This is a genomic window from Streptomyces sp. DF42 (genome assembly GCF_058267695.1).
In genome coordinates this window covers 1,801,454-1,817,287 of sequence record NZ_CM177859.1, presented here as the reverse complement: position 1 = coordinate 1,817,287, position 15,834 = coordinate 1,801,454, and the positions used below count along the sequence as shown (strand labels likewise).

At 70.0% G+C, this 15,834-nt stretch carries 16 protein-coding genes; 12 read left to right on the top strand and 4 right to left on the bottom strand.

The annotated features are described in order from the left end of the window. Positions 1-140: 140 nt before the first annotated feature. Entirely contained in the window at positions 141-1,064 is a 924-nt protein-coding gene (locus ACYUED_RS08275; protein ID WP_491291624.1) for a hypothetical protein, read from the bottom strand. Between the two features lie 203 nt (positions 1,065-1,267). Here ACYUED_RS08275 and ACYUED_RS08270 point away from each other — a divergent pair, with 203 nt between their 5' ends. The 5 genes from ACYUED_RS08270 (at position 1,268) to ACYUED_RS08250 (ending at position 7,355) form a co-directional block, all read left to right on the top strand. Beyond that, entirely contained in the window at positions 1,268-2,461 is a 1,194-nt protein-coding gene (locus ACYUED_RS08270; protein WP_491291623.1) for an argininosuccinate synthase, read from the top strand. 100 nt (positions 2,462-2,561) lie between these two features. After that, on the top strand, positions 2,562-3,992 hold the full coding sequence (argH, locus tag ACYUED_RS08265; RefSeq protein WP_491291622.1) for an argininosuccinate lyase: 1,431 nt from the start codon (positions 2,562-2,564) through the stop codon (positions 3,990-3,992). Positions 3,993-4,082: 90 nt separating this feature from the next. Then, on the top strand, positions 4,083-5,054 hold the full coding sequence (locus tag ACYUED_RS08260; RefSeq protein ID WP_491291621.1) for an aldo/keto reductase: 972 nt from the start codon (positions 4,083-4,085) through the stop codon (positions 5,052-5,054). Between the two features lie 112 nt (positions 5,055-5,166). Further along, complete coding sequence (locus ACYUED_RS08255) at positions 5,167-5,733, top strand: TetR/AcrR family transcriptional regulator (RefSeq protein ID WP_491291620.1); 567 nt, start codon at positions 5,167-5,169, stop codon at positions 5,731-5,733. Next, a complete protein-coding gene (locus tag ACYUED_RS08250; protein WP_491291619.1) occupies positions 5,730-7,355 on the top strand; it encodes an MFS transporter in 1,626 nt (541 codons plus the stop codon). Before ACYUED_RS08255 ends, ACYUED_RS08250 begins: the two co-directional genes overlap by 4 nt. 214 nt (positions 7,356-7,569) lie before the next feature. Here ACYUED_RS08250 and ACYUED_RS08245 read toward each other — a convergent pair whose 3' ends face one another. Then, the gene (locus tag ACYUED_RS08245) at positions 7,570-8,241 is read right to left on the bottom strand and encodes a lysophospholipid acyltransferase family protein (protein ID WP_491291618.1); all 672 of its coding nucleotides are present in this window, start codon (positions 8,239-8,241) and stop codon (positions 7,570-7,572) included. Between the two features lie 402 nt (positions 8,242-8,643). Between ACYUED_RS08245 and ACYUED_RS08240 the strand changes: the two genes are divergently transcribed. The 3 genes from ACYUED_RS08240 (at position 8,644) to ACYUED_RS08230 (ending at position 10,932) form a co-directional block, all read left to right on the top strand. Beyond that, positions 8,644-9,810: a glycerophosphodiester phosphodiesterase gene (locus tag ACYUED_RS08240; RefSeq protein ID WP_491291617.1), complete on the top strand. Its 1,167-nt coding sequence runs from the start codon at positions 8,644-8,646 to the stop codon at positions 9,808-9,810. Between the two features lie 73 nt (positions 9,811-9,883). After that, on the top strand, positions 9,884-10,390 hold the full coding sequence (locus tag ACYUED_RS08235) for a sigma-70 family RNA polymerase sigma factor (protein ID WP_491291616.1): 507 nt from the start codon (positions 9,884-9,886) through the stop codon (positions 10,388-10,390). A 44-nt stretch (positions 10,391-10,434) separates the two neighbouring features. Beyond that, a complete protein-coding gene (locus tag ACYUED_RS08230; RefSeq protein WP_266510872.1) occupies positions 10,435-10,932 on the top strand; it encodes a GNAT family N-acetyltransferase in 498 nt (165 codons plus the stop codon). Here ACYUED_RS08230 and ACYUED_RS08225 read toward each other — a convergent pair. Continuing rightward, positions 10,922-11,338, bottom strand: coding sequence for a hypothetical protein (locus ACYUED_RS08225; protein ID WP_491291615.1), 417 nt, complete (start codon positions 11,336-11,338; stop codon positions 10,922-10,924). The two genes, ACYUED_RS08230 and ACYUED_RS08225, sit on opposite strands and share 11 nt — an antisense overlap. A gap of 1 nt (position 11,339) precedes the next feature. Then, positions 11,340-11,699, bottom strand: coding sequence for a hypothetical protein (locus ACYUED_RS08220; protein WP_491291614.1), 360 nt, complete (start codon positions 11,697-11,699; stop codon positions 11,340-11,342). Between the two features lie 574 nt (positions 11,700-12,273). Between ACYUED_RS08220 and ACYUED_RS08215 the strand changes: the two genes are divergently transcribed. The 4 genes from ACYUED_RS08215 (at position 12,274) to ACYUED_RS08200 (ending at position 15,780) form a co-directional block, all read left to right on the top strand. Next, on the top strand, positions 12,274-13,308 hold the full coding sequence (locus ACYUED_RS08215; protein WP_491291613.1) for a methionine ABC transporter ATP-binding protein: 1,035 nt from the start codon (positions 12,274-12,276) through the stop codon (positions 13,306-13,308). Positions 13,309-13,328: 20 nt separating this feature from the next. Continuing rightward, complete coding sequence (locus tag ACYUED_RS08210) at positions 13,329-14,051, top strand: methionine ABC transporter permease (protein ID WP_491294184.1); 723 nt, start codon at positions 13,329-13,331, stop codon at positions 14,049-14,051. Positions 14,052-14,118: 67 nt separating this feature from the next. Continuing rightward, the gene (locus ACYUED_RS08205) at positions 14,119-14,955 is read left to right on the top strand and encodes a MetQ/NlpA family ABC transporter substrate-binding protein (protein ID WP_491291612.1); all 837 of its coding nucleotides are present in this window, start codon (positions 14,119-14,121) and stop codon (positions 14,953-14,955) included. 186 nt (positions 14,956-15,141) lie between these two features. Next, on the top strand, positions 15,142-15,780 hold the full coding sequence (locus ACYUED_RS08200; protein WP_491291611.1) for a GNAT family N-acetyltransferase: 639 nt from the start codon (positions 15,142-15,144) through the stop codon (positions 15,778-15,780). The last annotated feature ends 54 nt before the right edge of the window (positions 15,781-15,834 follow it).

Sequence of the window (15,834 nt, the reverse complement as noted above, 5' to 3'; positions counted from 1 at the left end):
TCGCCTGTCTAAGGAATTACGGCGTCCGGTTGCCGCTCCCTCACCGGCGGGGCCCGCCGTGCCCCACACCGGCCCTGCCCGACACCGGCCGTGGCCGCCCCGGCCGGCGCTGCATCGGGGCGGCCACAGCGCCTGTCACCTCACTTGGTGAGCGTGCAGGCGGCCAGCGAGTCGAGGCCGGCCGGCTTCTCGGCCGTGCGGCCGATGGCGGTCGCGATGCGGTCGACGGTCGACTTCCGCTTGTCGGCCAGCGGGCCGAGGATCGCGTTCTGCACGAAGTTCGGGCCGCCCTGGCCGACCGTGGACGCGAGCCGCTTGTTGGCCTCGTCGATCTGGGTGTTGAGGAGCGCGAGGTTGCGGTCGACCTCGGCCTGGGCGGAGGCCGGGATCGCGGGCAGCTGCGAGGCGACGTCCGGGCAGGTGATGGTGCCCGCACCGGTGTTCCCCGACCCGTTGGCGGCGGCGTCCCCCGCCGCGGCACCGCCCGCTCCGTCCCCCGCGGCGTCCGAGGCCGTCGCGCTCGGCGCGGCCGTGGCCTGCCGGCCCGCGCCCGCTTCCTGGCCGGTGCCCGCCCCCTCGCCGGCGCCCGCCTCGCCGCCCGCGCCGGCGGCCGCACCGCCGGCGTTGAGGGCGCAGGGCGCGAGCGCGTCCAGGCCCTGCGGCTTGTCGGCCGTGCGGCCGATGGCGGTGGCGATGCGGTTGACGGTGGAGATCCGCTTGTCCTTGAGCGGTCCGAGGATGGCGTTCTGCACGAAGTTGGGCCCGCCCTGGCCGACCGTGTCGACGAGCCGCTTGTTGGCCTCGTCGATCTGGGTCTGCAGCAGGGCCAGGTTGCGGTCGACCTCGGCCTTCGCGGACGCCGGGACCGCCGGGAGCCGAGAGGCGACGTCCGGGCAGGTGATGGTGCCGGGGGAGGCCAGCGTGCGGGCGTCGTTCCCGCTGCTCTTGGCCGGCGTACCGGCGAGGGCGGAACCGGCGATCACGGCGCCGGACAGCACCACGGCGGCGGCGCCGCCGATGATCGCGACGCGGCGCTTGTCGTACTTCGGAAGAGCCCTGGACATGCGGATGCCTCACTTGGGTCAGGAGTGGGTGTACAAACGCGGCGCCGGCGTTCGGGGGGAAGTACGGGTAAGCGGTTTCGTTTGTTCAAGCTCCCTTCAAAACTTCTCCACGCCGGCCCCGGATTGACGAATCATGCAGAGCGCTGCATACTCATGCATGTCAGTGAATGCGGTGCAGTGAAATGCGGTGTGAGGAGAACCCCGTGACCGAGCGCGTCGTACTCGCCTACTCAGGCGGTCTGGACACCTCCGTCGCCATCGGCTGGATCGCCGAGGAGACGGGCGCCGAGGTCATCGCCGTCGCGGTCGACGTCGGCCAGGGCGGCGAGGACCTGGACGTCATCCGCAAGCGCGCCCTCGCGTGCGGCGCCGTGGAAGCCGAAGTGGCCGACGCCAAGGACGAGTTCGCCGAGGAGTACTGCCTCCCGGCGATCAAGGCCAACGCCCTCTACATGGACCGCTATCCACTGGTCTCCGCGCTCTCCCGGCCGACGATCGTCAAGCACCTCGTCGCCGCCGCCCACAAGCACGGCGCCACGACCGTCGCCCACGGCTGCACCGGCAAGGGCAACGACCAGGTCCGCTTCGAGGCCGGCATCGTCGCCCTCGCCCCCGGCCTCTCCTGCATCGCCCCGGTCCGCGACTACGCGATGACCCGTGACAAGGCCATCGCGTTCTGCGAGGAGAAGAACCTCCCGATCGCGACCACCAGGAAGTCCCCGTACTCCATCGACCAGAACGTCTTCGGACGCGCCGTCGAGACGGGCTTCCTCGAGGACATCTGGAACGCGCCGATCGAGGACGTCTACGAGTACACGCAGAACCCGGCCCTCGCCCGCGAGGCCGACGAGGTGATCATCACCTTCGAGCAGGGCGTCCCGGTCGCGATCGACGGCAGGCCCGTCACTGTCCTGCAGGCGATCCAGCAGCTCAACGAGCGCGCCGGCGCCCAGGGCATCGGCCGGATCGACATGGTCGAGGACCGGCTCGTGGGCATCAAGTCCCGCGAGGTGTACGAGGCCCCCGGCGCGATCGCCCTCATCACGGCCCACCAGGAGCTGGAGAACGTCACGGTCGAGCGCGAACTCGCCCGCTACAAGCGGCAGGTCGAGCAGCGCTGGGGCGAACTGGTCTACGACGGCCAGTGGTTCTCCCCGCTCAAGCGCGCCCTGGACGGCTTCATCCAGGAGGCGAACCAGCACGTCAACGGCGACATCCGGATGACCCTGCACGGCGGCCGCGCGGTCGTCACCGGCCGGCGCTCCGCCACGTCGCTGTACGACTTCAACCTGGCGACGTACGACACGGGCGACACCTTCGACCAGGCCGCGGCCAAGGGCTTCATCGACATCTACAGCCTGTCGTCGAAGATCGCGGCGCAGCGGGACCTCGCCTGAGCGGTCGTGACCTCGCGCAAGCAGTAGCGTAATCGCCGCCTCCCCCTGCATGGCGTGGGGAGGCGGTGGCACATCGACACCCTCTCTAGGAGCAACGCAAGTGAGCAGCAACAGCGGTGACGTACGGCTCTGGGGCGCCCGTTTCGCCGATGGTCCCGCCGAGGCCCTGGCGAAACTGTCCGCGTCCGTCCACTTCGACTGGCGGCTCGCGCCCTACGACATCGCCGGTTCGCGTGCCCACGCGCGCGTGCTGCACAAGGCGGGGCTGCTCACGGACGGTGAGCTGACGACCATGCTGGCCGGTCTCGACCAGTTGGCGGCGGACGTCGCGGACGGCTCCTTCGTCGGCACGGTCGCCGACGAGGACTGTCACACGGCCCTGGAGCGCGGTCTCCTGGAGCGCCTCGGCCCCGACCTCGGCGGCAAGCTCCGCGCGGGCCGGTCGAGGAACGACCAGGTCGCGACCCTCTTCCGCATGTACCTGCGGGACCACGCCCGGATCATCGGCGGTCTGATCGCCGACCTCCAGGACGCGCTGATCGGCCTGGCGGAGGCCCACCCGGACGTGGCGATGCCCGGCCGCACCCACCTCCAGCACGCTCAGCCGGTGCTCTTCGCCCACCATGTCCTCGCCCATGTGCAGCCCCTGTCCCGGGATGCCGAGCGCCTGCGCCAGTGGGACGAGCGCACGGCCGTTTCGCCGTACGGCTCGGGTGCCCTCGCGGGCAGCAGCCTCGGCCTGGACCCGGAGGCGGTGGCGAAGGACCTGGGCTTCGAGCACGGCAGCGTGGGCAACTCGATCGACGGGACGGCTTCCCGTGACTTCGTCGCCGAGTTCGCCTTCATCACCGCGATGATCGGCGTGAACCTCTCCCGGATCGCCGAGGAAATCATCATCTGGAACACGAAGGAGTTCTCCTTCGTGACCCTGCACGACGCCTTCTCCACGGGCTCGTCGATCATGCCGCAGAAGAAGAACCCGGACATCGCGGAGCTGGCGCGCGGCAAGTCAGGCCGTCTGATCGGCAACCTGACGGGCCTCATGGCGACCCTCAAGGCCCTCCCGCTCGCGTACAACCGCGACCTCCAGGAGGACAAGGAGCCGGTCTTCGACTCCTGCGACCAACTGGAGGTCCTGCTCCCGGCCTTCACCGGCATGATGGCCACCCTCACCGTCCACCGCGAGCGCATGGAGGAACTGGCACCGGCCGGCTTCTCTCTCGCCACCGACATCGCCGAGTGGCTGGTGAAGCAGGGTGTGCCGTTCCGTGTCGCGCACGAGGTCGCGGGCGAGTGCGTGAAGGCCGCCGAGGCCGAGGGCAAGGAACTGGCCGACCTGACGGACGACCAGTTCGCGAAGATCTCCGCCCACCTGACCCCGGACGTACGGAGCGTCCTCAACGTCCCGGGCGCCCTGGCCTCCCGCAACGGCCGCGGCGGCACGGCCCCGAGCGCCGTCGCCGTCCAGCTGGCAGAGGTCAGGGCGTACGTGGCGGCACAGCACGAGTGGGCGACGGCCAAGAAGAACTGACCGGGAGCACCGGGTTCCGAGGCGGGAGTCGAAGGTCATCACGGGTACGTTGGTCGCAAGCCGTACCGGAGCCGACCGAACGGAGCCGCGATGCCCTTCGCCCGCCTGGCCACAGCAACAACCCCCACCTGCCACATCGGACTCGGCCTCGCCGCCGTCGGCCGCCCCGGCTACATCAACCTCGGCCGGGACCACGACCTCGGGGACAACCGCAGCGTGGAGACACTGCGCCGCCGCACCCACGAACTCCTCGACGCGGCCCACGCCCAAGGCGTCCGCTACTTCGACGTGGCCCGCTCCTACGGCCGCTCCGAGGAGTTCCTCGCCGACTGGCTGAGCGCCCGCCCCGACATCGACGACATCGTCGTGGGCAGCAAATGGGGCTACACCTACACGGCCGGCTGGTCGGCGGACGCCGAGACGCACGAGGTCAAGGACCACAGCGCCCCGACGTACGAGCGGCAGCGCGCCGAGACCGACGTACTGCTCGGCGACCGCCTCGACCTCTACCAGATCCACTCGGTGACCCCGGACAGCCCGGCCCTCACCGACAAGGAACTCCACGCCAAGCTGGCGGAGGCAGCCGCCCGCGGCACCACCATCGGCTTCTCCACCAGTGGCCCCGCCCAGGCCGAGGCCATCCGGGCCGCCCTCGCCGTGACGGTCGACGGCGAACCGCTCTTCCGCACCGTCCAGTCGACGTACAACGCCCTGGAGACCTCGGCCGCTCCCGCTCTCGCCGAGGCGCACGACGCCGGCCTGACCGTGATCGTCAAGGAGGGCATGGCCAACGGCCGCCTCGCGGACCCGTACGCGCCGGACGCCCTGAAGGCCGTGGCCGCAGAAACGTCTCTCGGCTGCGACGCGGTCGCCCTCGGCCTGATCCTGCGCGAGCCCTGGGCCGGAGTCGTCCTCTCCGGCGCGGCGACCGTCACCCAGCTCGCCTCCAACCTGCACGCGGCGGTCGTGGACCTGGACGAGGACCAGCTCGCCCGGCTCGCAACGCTGGTGCAGGAGCCGGCCGCCTACTGGGAGCAGCGCGGCCGCCTGCCCTGGCACTGACCGGCAGACCCGGTAGACGCGATAGACCCGGTAGACACCACCCGACCAGCCGTGCTGAGTCACGCATGCCTATTCTGAGACAATAATGTCTCAGATGGTCTATCCTTGTCTCATGGCTGTCGACCGTGACCATGTACTCCGCACCGCCGCGGCCCTGCTGACCCGGAAGTCCACCGCGACGATGGACGAGGTCGCCAGGGCGGCCGGAATCAGCCGGGCCACGCTGCACCGTCAGTTCGCCGGACGCGACGCGCTCGTACGGGCGCTGGAGTCGCTCGGCATCGCGGAGTGCGAGGCGGCGCTCGACGCGGCGCGCCTGGAGGACGGGCCGGCGAGCGAAGGCGTACGGCGTCTGGTGCGGGCGGTCGAACCGTCCGCCGCGCTCCTCGCCTTCCTCTACACCGAGAACCAGCTGTTCGAGGGCGGCACCCAGAACACGGGCTGGACCAGGATCGACGACCGCATCGCGGCCCTGTTCCGGCGCGGTCAGACGGCCGGCGAGTTCCGTATCGACCTCACCCCGGCCTGGCTCACCGAGGCGCTGTACGGCCTGCTGGCCTCCGGCGCCTGGGCGGTGTCGGAAGGCCGCGTCGCCCCCAAGGACTTCACCCACATGATCGTCGAGCTGCTGCTCGGCGGCGCACTGCGCCAGGACACTTCACGGAGAGAGGAATCATGACCAGCACCCTGCGGCCGGCGACCACGACCGAGGCGGGGAAGCGTCCGGGCCGTTGGCTCGCGCTGTCCGTCCTCGTGCTCGCCGTGCTGCTGGTGGCCGTCGACGCGACCGTCCTCGGCCTCGCGACCCCCTACATCAGCGAGGACCTGAAGCCTTCCGGCACCCAGCTCCTGTGGATCGGCGACGTCTACTCCTTCGTCATCGCGGGCCTGCTGGTGTCGATGGGCAGCCTCGGCGACCGCATCGGCCGCAAGCGGATCCTGCTCGGCGGCGCCACGGCGTTCGGGGCGATATCCGTGCTCAACGCCTATGCGACGACACCCGAGTTGATGATCCTGGCCCGCGCCCTGCTCGGCGTCGCGGGCGCTACCCTCATGCCCGCCACCCTCGCCCTGATCCGCAACCTCTTCCACGACCCGCGCGAGCGCAGTCTGGCCGTGGGCATCTGGGGCGCGACGGCCTCCGCGGGTACGGCGATCGGTCCCATAGCCGGCGGCTTCCTCCTCGAACACTTCTGGTGGGGCTCGGTCTTCCTGATCAACCTGCCGGTGATGGCGGTCCTGGTGCTGGTCGGCGCCAAGCTCCTGCCGGAGTCGAAGAACCCGAACCCCGGCCCCTGGGACGTGATCAGCGTCGTCCTGTCCCTGGTCGGCATGATCGCCATCGTGTACGCGGTCAAGGAAGCGGCGACGCACGGCTTCTCGGGGACTGCCGTCGGTGTGGGTCTGGCCGGCGCGGCCGCCCTGTACTGGTTCGTCCGCCGCCAACTCACGCTCCCCACCCCGCTGCTGGACATGCGCCTGTTCCGCAACCGCGGCTTCAGCGCGGCGGTCCTGGCCGACCTGCTGACCATCCTCGGCCTGTCCGGCCTGGTCTTCTTCCTCTCCCAGTACCTGCAACTCGTCCAGGGCCGACGCCCGTTCGAGGCGGGTCTCGCCGAACTGCCCGCGGCGGTCGGCGCGGTGGCGGCGGGCCTGCTCGCGGGCCGCGCGGCGCGCCGCTTCTCGGTCCGCGCGGTCGTCTCGGGCGGCCTCGCGGCGATCGGCCTCGCCCTGGCCGCCCTCACCGTGCTCGACCGGTCGACGGGCTACCCCCTGCTCGGCACCGCGCTGCTCTTCGTCGGCATCGGCGCCGGCTTCTCCTTCACGGTGACCGCCGACGTCATCCTTTCCTCCGTACCGAAGGAACAGGCGGGCGCCGCCTCCGCGGTCTCGGAAACGGCGTACGAGCTGGGTGCGGCCCTCGGTATCGCGGTTCTCGGCTCCATCGTGACGGGCGTCTACCGGGACTTCGCCGCCCCGGCCGGGACCCCGTCAGGAGCACACGAGTCACTGGGGGGCGCGGTGGAGGCGGCGAGGCACCTCCCGTCGGACACCGCACAGGAACTGCTGACGTCGGCCCGGGAGGCCTTCGTCCAGGGCCTCGCCCTCGCGGCGGGCGTGGGCGCGGCGGTCCTGCTGGCGACAGCGGCGGCGGCGTGGTTCCTGCTGCGCGGCCAGCGGCTGGACGGGAGCTCCCCGCGGCCGTCGATGATCGTGGCCGGATCCGCCACCGATGCCCAGCACTCCGAGTGCTCGGAGCGCACCGAGCACTCGGACAGGAACCACGAGGTCACTCGCTGACTCGACCACCCGCGTGAACGCGTGAACGGTCGGTGGCGCGGAACGACGAGCCCACCATCGCTGTAGCGCCTTCGCGCCTTCGCGCCTTCGCGCCTTCGCGCCTTCGCGCCTTCGCGCCTTCGCGCCTTCGCGCCTTCGCGCCTTCGCGCCTTCAGGCCACGAAACAGCCGTACGCACCCTCGCAGGTGCGTACGGCTCCGGAATACCCGTCGGCTCAGGCAGCCTTGGCCTTGGTCGCGTACATGTCCACGTACTCCTGCCCGGACAACCGCATGACCTCGGCCATCACGGAGTCGGTCACGGCGCGCAGCACGTACCGGTCCCGGTCCATGCCGTCGTAGCGCGAGAACTCCATCGCCTCACCGAAGCGGACAGTGACCCGCCCGGGCCGGGGCATCCCCGCCCCGCCCGGCTGCAGCTTGTCCGTTCCGATCATCGCGAAGGGGACGACCGGCGCCCCCGTCATCAGGGTGAGCCGGGCGATGCCGGTGCGGCCGCGGTAGAGGCGGCCGTCGGGGGAGCGAGTGCCCTCGGGGTAGATCCCGAAGACCTGTCCCTCCTCCAGCACCCGGCGGCCGGTCATCAGCGCGGCCACACCGCCGCGGCCGCCGTCGCGGTCCACCGGGATCATGCCGACGCCGGTGAAGAACCAGGCCATCAGGCGGCCCTTGAGGCTCTTGCCGGTGACGTACTCGTCCTTGCCGATGAAGACGACCTGACGGTCGCAGACCAGCGGCAGGATCATCGAGTCGATGAAGGTCAGATGGTTGCCGGCCAGGATGACCGGACCGTCACCCGGGATGTGCTCCGCACCCTCCACCCGTGGGCGGAACATCAGGCGCATGATCGGTCCGAGCACTGCCTTGATGAGCACGAAGCGGGACAACGGGCCCTCCGGTGTCAAGGGATTCGGTATGAGTATGTGCAGGTGAGGACGATACTCGCGGTTCCCGGGGTCTTGCACATCGGGTTCACCCAGGTCTTACGCACTGTTGACGCTGGTTCACCTGCGGTGACGCCCCGGTGCCTGACGGTAACAGGCCCGCAATGATGTGACGGACGTCGCTTCCGCCCTGTGGGGGAACTCCCCCGAACTCCCCGAAACGGCTGACACCGACCGGCTACCCCGCCCCGGGGCGCCGATGCCGACGGGGTGTCAGACATTCGTTCCCATGTGACATCACGAGTCACCCGTGTGTTCCGGCCAGGGTCTCCCTTGCGTCATGTTCACGACCCTACGATCGGCGCGCTGATGGAAGAGATCGAGCCGAGGTCAGGGGAGGCGCTCATGGGAACGCAGGAGAACGAGCAGTCAGGCATCACCGGACGACGGGCGCTTCTCGGCGCGGCGGTCCTGGGCGCGGGCGGAGCCGTACTCGGCCTGTCCGGTACCGCGAGAGCCGCCGAGGCCGGCCGGCACGGGGGCGGCGGGCTGAAGAGCCTGCCCAAGCCGACGATCATCGGTCACCGCGGCGCCAGCGGCTACCGGCCCGAGCACACCTTCGGCTCGTACAACCTGGCCCTCGACCTCGGCGCCGACATCGTCGAGGCCGGCGACCTGGTGCCCACCAGGGACGGTCATCTGGTCTGCCGGCACGAGCCGGAGATCGGTGGGACGACGAACGTCGCCGACCACCCCGAGTTCGCCGGCCGCAAGACCACCAAGGTGCTCGACGGCGTCTCCACCACCGGCTGGTTCACCGAGGACTTCACGCTCGCCGAGCTGAAGACGCTGCGCGCGATCGAGCGCATCCCGGCCAACCGCCCGCACAACACCCTCTACAACGGCCGCTGGGAGATCCCCACCTTCGAGGAAGTCCTGAAGTGGCAGGACGAGCAGACCCGCAAGCGCGGCAAGCAGGTCTGGATCTACCCCGAGACCAAGCACCCCACCTACTTCCGCAAGCTCGGCCTGGGCCTTGAGGAGCGGGTCGCCAAGCTGCTGCACAAGCACGGCAAGGACAAGCGGAACTCGGCGGTCATCCTGCAGTCGTTCGAGCCGAGCAGCATCCAGCGCCTGAACACGCTGGTCGACAACCCCCTGGTGGTGCTGCTCTCCGCGGCCGACACCCGGCCGTGGGACTTTGTCGAGGCGGGCGACCCGCGCACCGTCGCCGACCTGATCACCCCGAAGGGCCTCAGGGAGATCGCCGGCTACGCGCAGGGCCTCGGCCCGACCCTCGACCTGGTCATCACGAAGAAGGCGGACGGCAGCCTCGACAAGAGGACCACCCTCGTCTCCGACGCGCACAAGGTCGGCCTGATCCTGCACCCGTACACGATGCGCAACGAGAACCCCTTCCTGCCGGCTGAGTACCGCAGGGGCACCGACGCGGACGCCTACGGCGACGCCTTCGGCGCCTTCAAGACGTACTTCGGGACCGGCATCGACGGCGTCTTCTCCGACAACGCGGACACCGCGGTGCTCGCCCGCGAGGCCTTCGTCAACAGCTGAGCCTCCGACCCCGGTTGGGGTGACAGCCGGCCGTCCGGGCAACCCAGCGCCGGGCGGCCGCGTCGTGCTGAATATGACGCACGACCTGGTTGCCGCCCTGCGCCCCCTGCTCGCCGCCGAGGCGTCGGCGGAGGCACATGCCTCCGGCGCCGAGCCCGGCGACCTGGAACAGGCGGTCTGGCTGCGCCTCCTGGAGCGTCTCGCGGTGGACGGCCCACCGCTCGACCCGCATCGCTGGCTGCGCAGCGCCGTACGTTCCGAGGCGCGCCGCACCCGCCGTACGAGCCGCGTCGAGCGGCCGTACGGCATTGAGCCCGTCGGCGACGTCGAGAGCGACCCCGAGCTCCTGGCCCTCGCGGCGGCCCGCCGCCGGGCGCTGCGCGAGGCGGTCCGCCGGCTGCCCGGCCGCTGCCCCCGTCTGCTGGAGGCCCTGCTCTCCCCGAAAGACCTGACATACCGGGAAATCGCGGGGGAGTTGGGTATCTCACAGGGCAGTCTCGGCCCGGAACGTTCCAGATGCCTGGGATGTCTGCGACGTTTGCTCCCGCCGGAGGTTGCGGCACGCCGAGCACGGGGATAGGAGTGTTTACGACCGGCGATCAGGTGAGCGGGAGGCGTGCGCACATGGGCATGAGCGTGACCATCTCGGTGGCGACCGAGCAGGATGCAGAGCAGATCTTCAAGCTCCAGTACCTGTGCTTCCAGAGCGAGGCGGCGCTGTACGGCAACTACCGCATCGACCCGCTCGTCCAGAGCCTCGACTCGGTCCGTGAGGAGGTGGTCGCGGACTGCGTCTTCGTGGCGCGGCTCGGCGAAGAAGTCGTCGGCTCGGTGCGCGGCCGTGTCACCGAGGACGGCTCCGCCGCCATCGGCAAGCTCTGCGTCCACCCCCGCCTCCAGGGCCACGGCATCGGTGCCCGGCTCCTGCGCGCGGCCGAGTCCGCCCTCGCCGAGCAGCGCGGCGCCACCCGGTTCCGCCTGGAGGCCGGCCACCGCAGCGAGGGCAACCTGCGGCTGTACCGCCGCGTCGGCTACCAGGCCGTGGGCACGTCCCAGGGCCAGGACGGGGTACCGATGGTCGTCCTGGAGAAACCGGCGCAGGCGTACGTGGCTACTGCGTGACGGAGCGGTTCTTCCGGAGCCAGTACAGCGCGGACAGCGGCAGCAGTACGGGGATGAAGACGTACCCCATGCCGTAGTCCGACCAGACCGTCGCATCCGGGAAGGCCGACGGATCAACCAGGGTCCACGTGCCGACGATCAGCACACCCGCGAGTTCGGCGGCGCAGCACACCTGTGCCGCCCTGCGGGCCCGCTCGCCGCCGCGGACCAGCGAGTACGTGATGAACCCGTACACCACACCCGCCACCGCCGACAGGGAGTAGGCCAGCGGCGCCCGGTCGAACTCGGTGGCGATCTGGTAGACGGAGCGCGACACCGCGCCGACGACCATCACGCCGTAGAACCAGACGAGCAGCATGCCGGGCCCGCTGATGAGCCGCTTCGGCTTCTGTTCCACGCTGGTCATCTCACCTTCCCCAGATGTCATAGAGCCGCACCTCCAGCACGGCCAGCACCACACCGCCGGCGGCGACCGTCACCGATCCCCAGCGCGTGCGCTCCGCCAGCGACATGAAACCCGCCGCCGGGACACAGGCGAAGGCGCCGATCAGATACGCCACGAAGATCGCCGTGCCCTGATCCGCCTTCTCGCCCCGCGCCAGCTGCACGATCCCGATCACCAGCTGCACCGTGGCCAGCAGCGACACCACGGCCATGCCGATGAAGTGCCAGTCCTTCGTCGGCTGGTCGCGGTAGGCGGCCCAGCCGCACCAGGCGGCCAGCAGCAGCGCGGCGACACCGGTCACCAGCGTCAGGGCATTGAGCATGCAGCGACCTTAATACGGTCCAAACGACCTGGTACGCGCGGCCCCGGCGGTCAGTCGGCCGGCTCCCCGGCGACCAGCCCGGCGTTCACGCACCGCTGCCACAGCCGGTGCTGCCACTCACCGGCAGCGGGTCCGGGCCGGACGGTGAGGACCGGGTTCGGTCCCGTTGCGGGTCGGCGACCAGGGGATGGAGATCCGCGTCCGCGGCTGAAACGCGTCCGCCGCTGTCCAGCATGCGGACAGCGGCGCTTTGTCAGGACCGTACTTCTGTTTTACTGATCGCATGACCACGACGAGCAGCCGCATCCTTGCGACCGAGGCGACCATGACGCCCGGTGCTCGTTGTATGTGTCGAATGTGCGCCTTCTAGAGGGCCCCAGCACGACCTGAGCCTCGCGCCCCGAAGCGAGCCGCCGCGGCATGTCCGTATGACATCCAGTACGTGATGCCGCCGCCCGCGCGCATGTTCTCCCCGGTCCCGCTGCCGCGCACGAGAACCGCGCCGCGTTCCGACCGAATGCACCCGTGCCCGGGCACACCCACGCCCGCGCACTCGACAGTGACGGAAACCCCAGTGATCACCACAACGGGCCTGACCAAGGTCTACCGCTCGCGCGCCCGTGAGGTCACCGCCCTCGACGGCGTCGATCTGCACGTCCGCGAAGGCGAGGTGTACGGCGTCATCGGCCAGTCCGGTGCCGGCAAGTCCTCGCTCATCCGCTGCGTCAACCTGCTGGAGCGCCCCACGGCCGGCACGGTGACCGTCGCCGGGCAGGACCTCACCGCCCTCGCCGGCCGCGGCCCGCGCGCCGGCAAGGAACTGCGGCAGGCGCGCAGCCGTATCGGCATGGTCTTCCAGCACTTCAACCTGCTGTCCTCGCGGACGGTCCAGGACAACGTCGAGCTGCCGCTCGAAATCCTCGGCACGTCCGGCAGGGCGCGCTCCCGCAGGGCGCTGGAGCTGCTGGACCTCGTCGGGCTCGCCGACAAGGCCGGGGCCTACCCCGCCCAGCTCTCCGGCGGGCAGAAGCAGCGCGTCGGCATCGCCCGCGCCCTGGCCGGCGACCCCAAGGTCCTCCTGTCCGACGAGGCCACCAGCGCCCTCGACCCGGAGACCACCCGCTCCATCCTCCGGCTGCTGCGCGACCTGAACCGGCAGCTGGGCCTGACCGTTCTGCTCATCACCCACGAGATGGACGTCGTGAAGTCGATCTGCGACTCGGCCGCCCTGATGGAGAACGGCCGCATCGTCGAGTCGGGGACGGTGAGCGAACTGCTCGCGACGCCCGGCTCCGAGCTGGCCCCCGCCCTCTTCCCGGTGAGCGGCGATGCCTCGGGCGAGGACCGCACCGTCGTCGACGTCACCTTCCAGGGCGAGAGGGCCACCCAGCCCGTCATCTCCCGGCTCTCGCGCACCTACAACATCGACATCTCGATCCTGGGTGCGGCCATCGACACCGTCGGCGGCCTCCAGGTCGGCCGGATGCGCATCGAACTGCCCGGCCGCTACGAGGACAACGTCGTGCCGATCGGATTCCTGCGTGAACAGGGCCTGCAGATCGACGTGTTGGGCCAGGAGCCCGTACTGCTGAAGGAAGGCGCCAAGTGACCTGGTCCGATTGGTCTGCGATGCAGCCGCTGTTGTCCCAGGCGTGTGGGGACACCCTCTACATGGTCGGCTGGTCCACGCTGATCGCCGTCGTGGGCGGCCTTCCGCTCGGCATCCTGCTCGTTCTCACGGACCGGGGCGAACTGCTCCAGAACGTCCTGGCCAACAAGGTCATCGGGCAGGTCGTGAACATCGCCCGGTCGATGCCGTTCATCATCCTCATGGTCGCGCTGATGACCTTCACACGCTGGATCACCGGGACGACCATCGGCCGCGAGGCCGCCATCGTGCCGCTGGCGATCGGGGCCATCCCCTTCTTCGCGCGCCTGGTCGAGACGGCTGTCCGCGAGGTGGACGGCGGGCTGGTCGAGGCGGTGCAGTCGATGGGCGGCAACACCTGGACGATCGTCCGCAAGGTCCTCGTACCCGAGGCCCTGCCCTCGCTGATCGCCGGCACCACCACCACGATCGTCGCCCTCATCGGCTACTCCGCGATGGCCGGCACCGTCGGCGCCGGCGGCCTCGGCGACATCGCCATCCGCTACGGCTACCAGCGCTTCGAGACCCAACTCATGTGGATCACCGTGGCGATCCTCGCCGTGGTCATCTCGCTCATCCAGTTCGCCGGCGACTTCACGGCCCGCTCGCTGCACCACCGCGGCGGACGCTCCGGCCCGGCGCCCAGGCTGCGCCTGCTGAAGGCCAAGGACCCGGCCTCGGCCGACGTCGGCAAGGTCGCGTAAGCACCCCCACAGACTCCCCGCACCATCAGCCGCGGGGCCGCTCCACCCATAAGGAAAGGCACTTTTCGTGCGTAACGCCGCAAAGCTCAGCACCGCTGTCCTCGCCGCCGGAGCCCTCACCCTCGGGCTCACCGCTTGCGGCTCGGGCACGGACTCCGTCTCCGGCTCTTCCGACCACAGCGGACCGCTGGTCGTCGCCGCGAGCCCGACGCCGCACGCCGAGATCCTCGACTACGTCAAGGACCACCTGGCGAAGAAGGCGGGCCTCGACCTGGAGGTCAAGGAGTTCCAGGACTACATCGTGCCGAACACGGCGACCGAGGACGGCTCGGTGGACGCCAACTACTTCCAGAACCAGCCGTACCTCGACGACTTCAACAACAAGCGCGGCACCCACATCGTGCCCGTCGTCACGGTGCACCTGGAGCCGCTCGGCCTCTACTCCCACAAGGTCGAGAAGGCCGACACACTCAAGAGCGGTGCGACGATCGCCGTCCCGAACGACGCGGTGAACGAGGCGCGCGCCCTGAAGCTGCTCGCCGACCACGGGCTGATCACCCTCAAGGACGGCGTGGGCAGCGAAGCGACCCCGCAGGACATCTCCAAGAACCCGAAGAACCTCAGGTTCAAGGAGGTCGAGGCGGCCCAGACCGCGCGCTCCCTGGACGACGTCGACGCCGCGGTGGTCAACGGCAACTACGCGATATCCGCCGGGATCAAGCCCGCCAAGGAGGCCCTCGTCCTGGAGTCCGCGAAGAACAGCCCGTACGGCAACTTCCTCGCGGTGAAGAAGGGCAACGAGAAGGACCCGCGCGTGAAGAAGCTCGCGGGGCTCCTCACCTCGCCCGAGGTGAAGAAGTTCATCGAGGACAAGTACCAGGGCTCGGTCATCCCGTCCTTCTGAACCGGCTGCCGGACCGGCCGCTGAGCCGGGTCACTCTCTCCCGACGGGGGCGTATACGGCGTATCGCCACGCACGGGGTCCACTCGCTCACCAGGTGTGGACCCCGTGGTGCGGTTCGGTGCTTTCATGCTGCATGCTGGGCAGTTCAGCAGGCCTGAACATTTTCCAGAGGTTACGGAGCGGCGCATGGCTGGCACCTTCCCCAACATCTCCATCAGCACGGAGCGGTTGGTGCTGCGTCCCCTCGACGAGGACGACGTGCCCGCACTGGCCGAGATGATGAACGATGAGCAGGTCGGCGCCTGGACGAGTGTCCCGCAGCCCTACACCGAGGCCGACGCCCGCACCTGGATCACCGAACTCGCCCCGGCCGAACGCGCCGAGGGCCGTGGCGTCGTCTTCGCCGTCACCGAGTTCCTCACCCAGCGGCTGGTCGGGATGGTGCACCTGCAGAACACCGACTGGCGCGTGCGCGCCGGCGAGATCGCCTACGTCATCGCCCCCTGGGCCCGCGGTGAGGGCTACGCCACCGAAGCGGCCCTCGCCACCGCACAGTGGCTCTTCCACGACCAGAAGTTCGAACGGATGGAGCTGCGCACCGCCGCCGACAACACCGCCTCCCAGCAGGTGGCCCAGAAGATGGGCTGTATCAGCGAGGGTGTCCTGCGCAACGCCTGGATAGCGCGCGCCAGGTCCGGGGGCGGGGAGTGGATCGACGTGCGTACCGACGTCATCCTCTGGAGCCTGCTGCCGGAGGACCTGGCCGGGGTCAGTGAACAGCTGGCCGACAGCGGCGGTTTCACGTCCTTCCCCGACTGGAACTGATCCCTGGGGGCATGAGGGGAACAGCGCCGCCGCAGTGGGCGGCACCGTCCACCA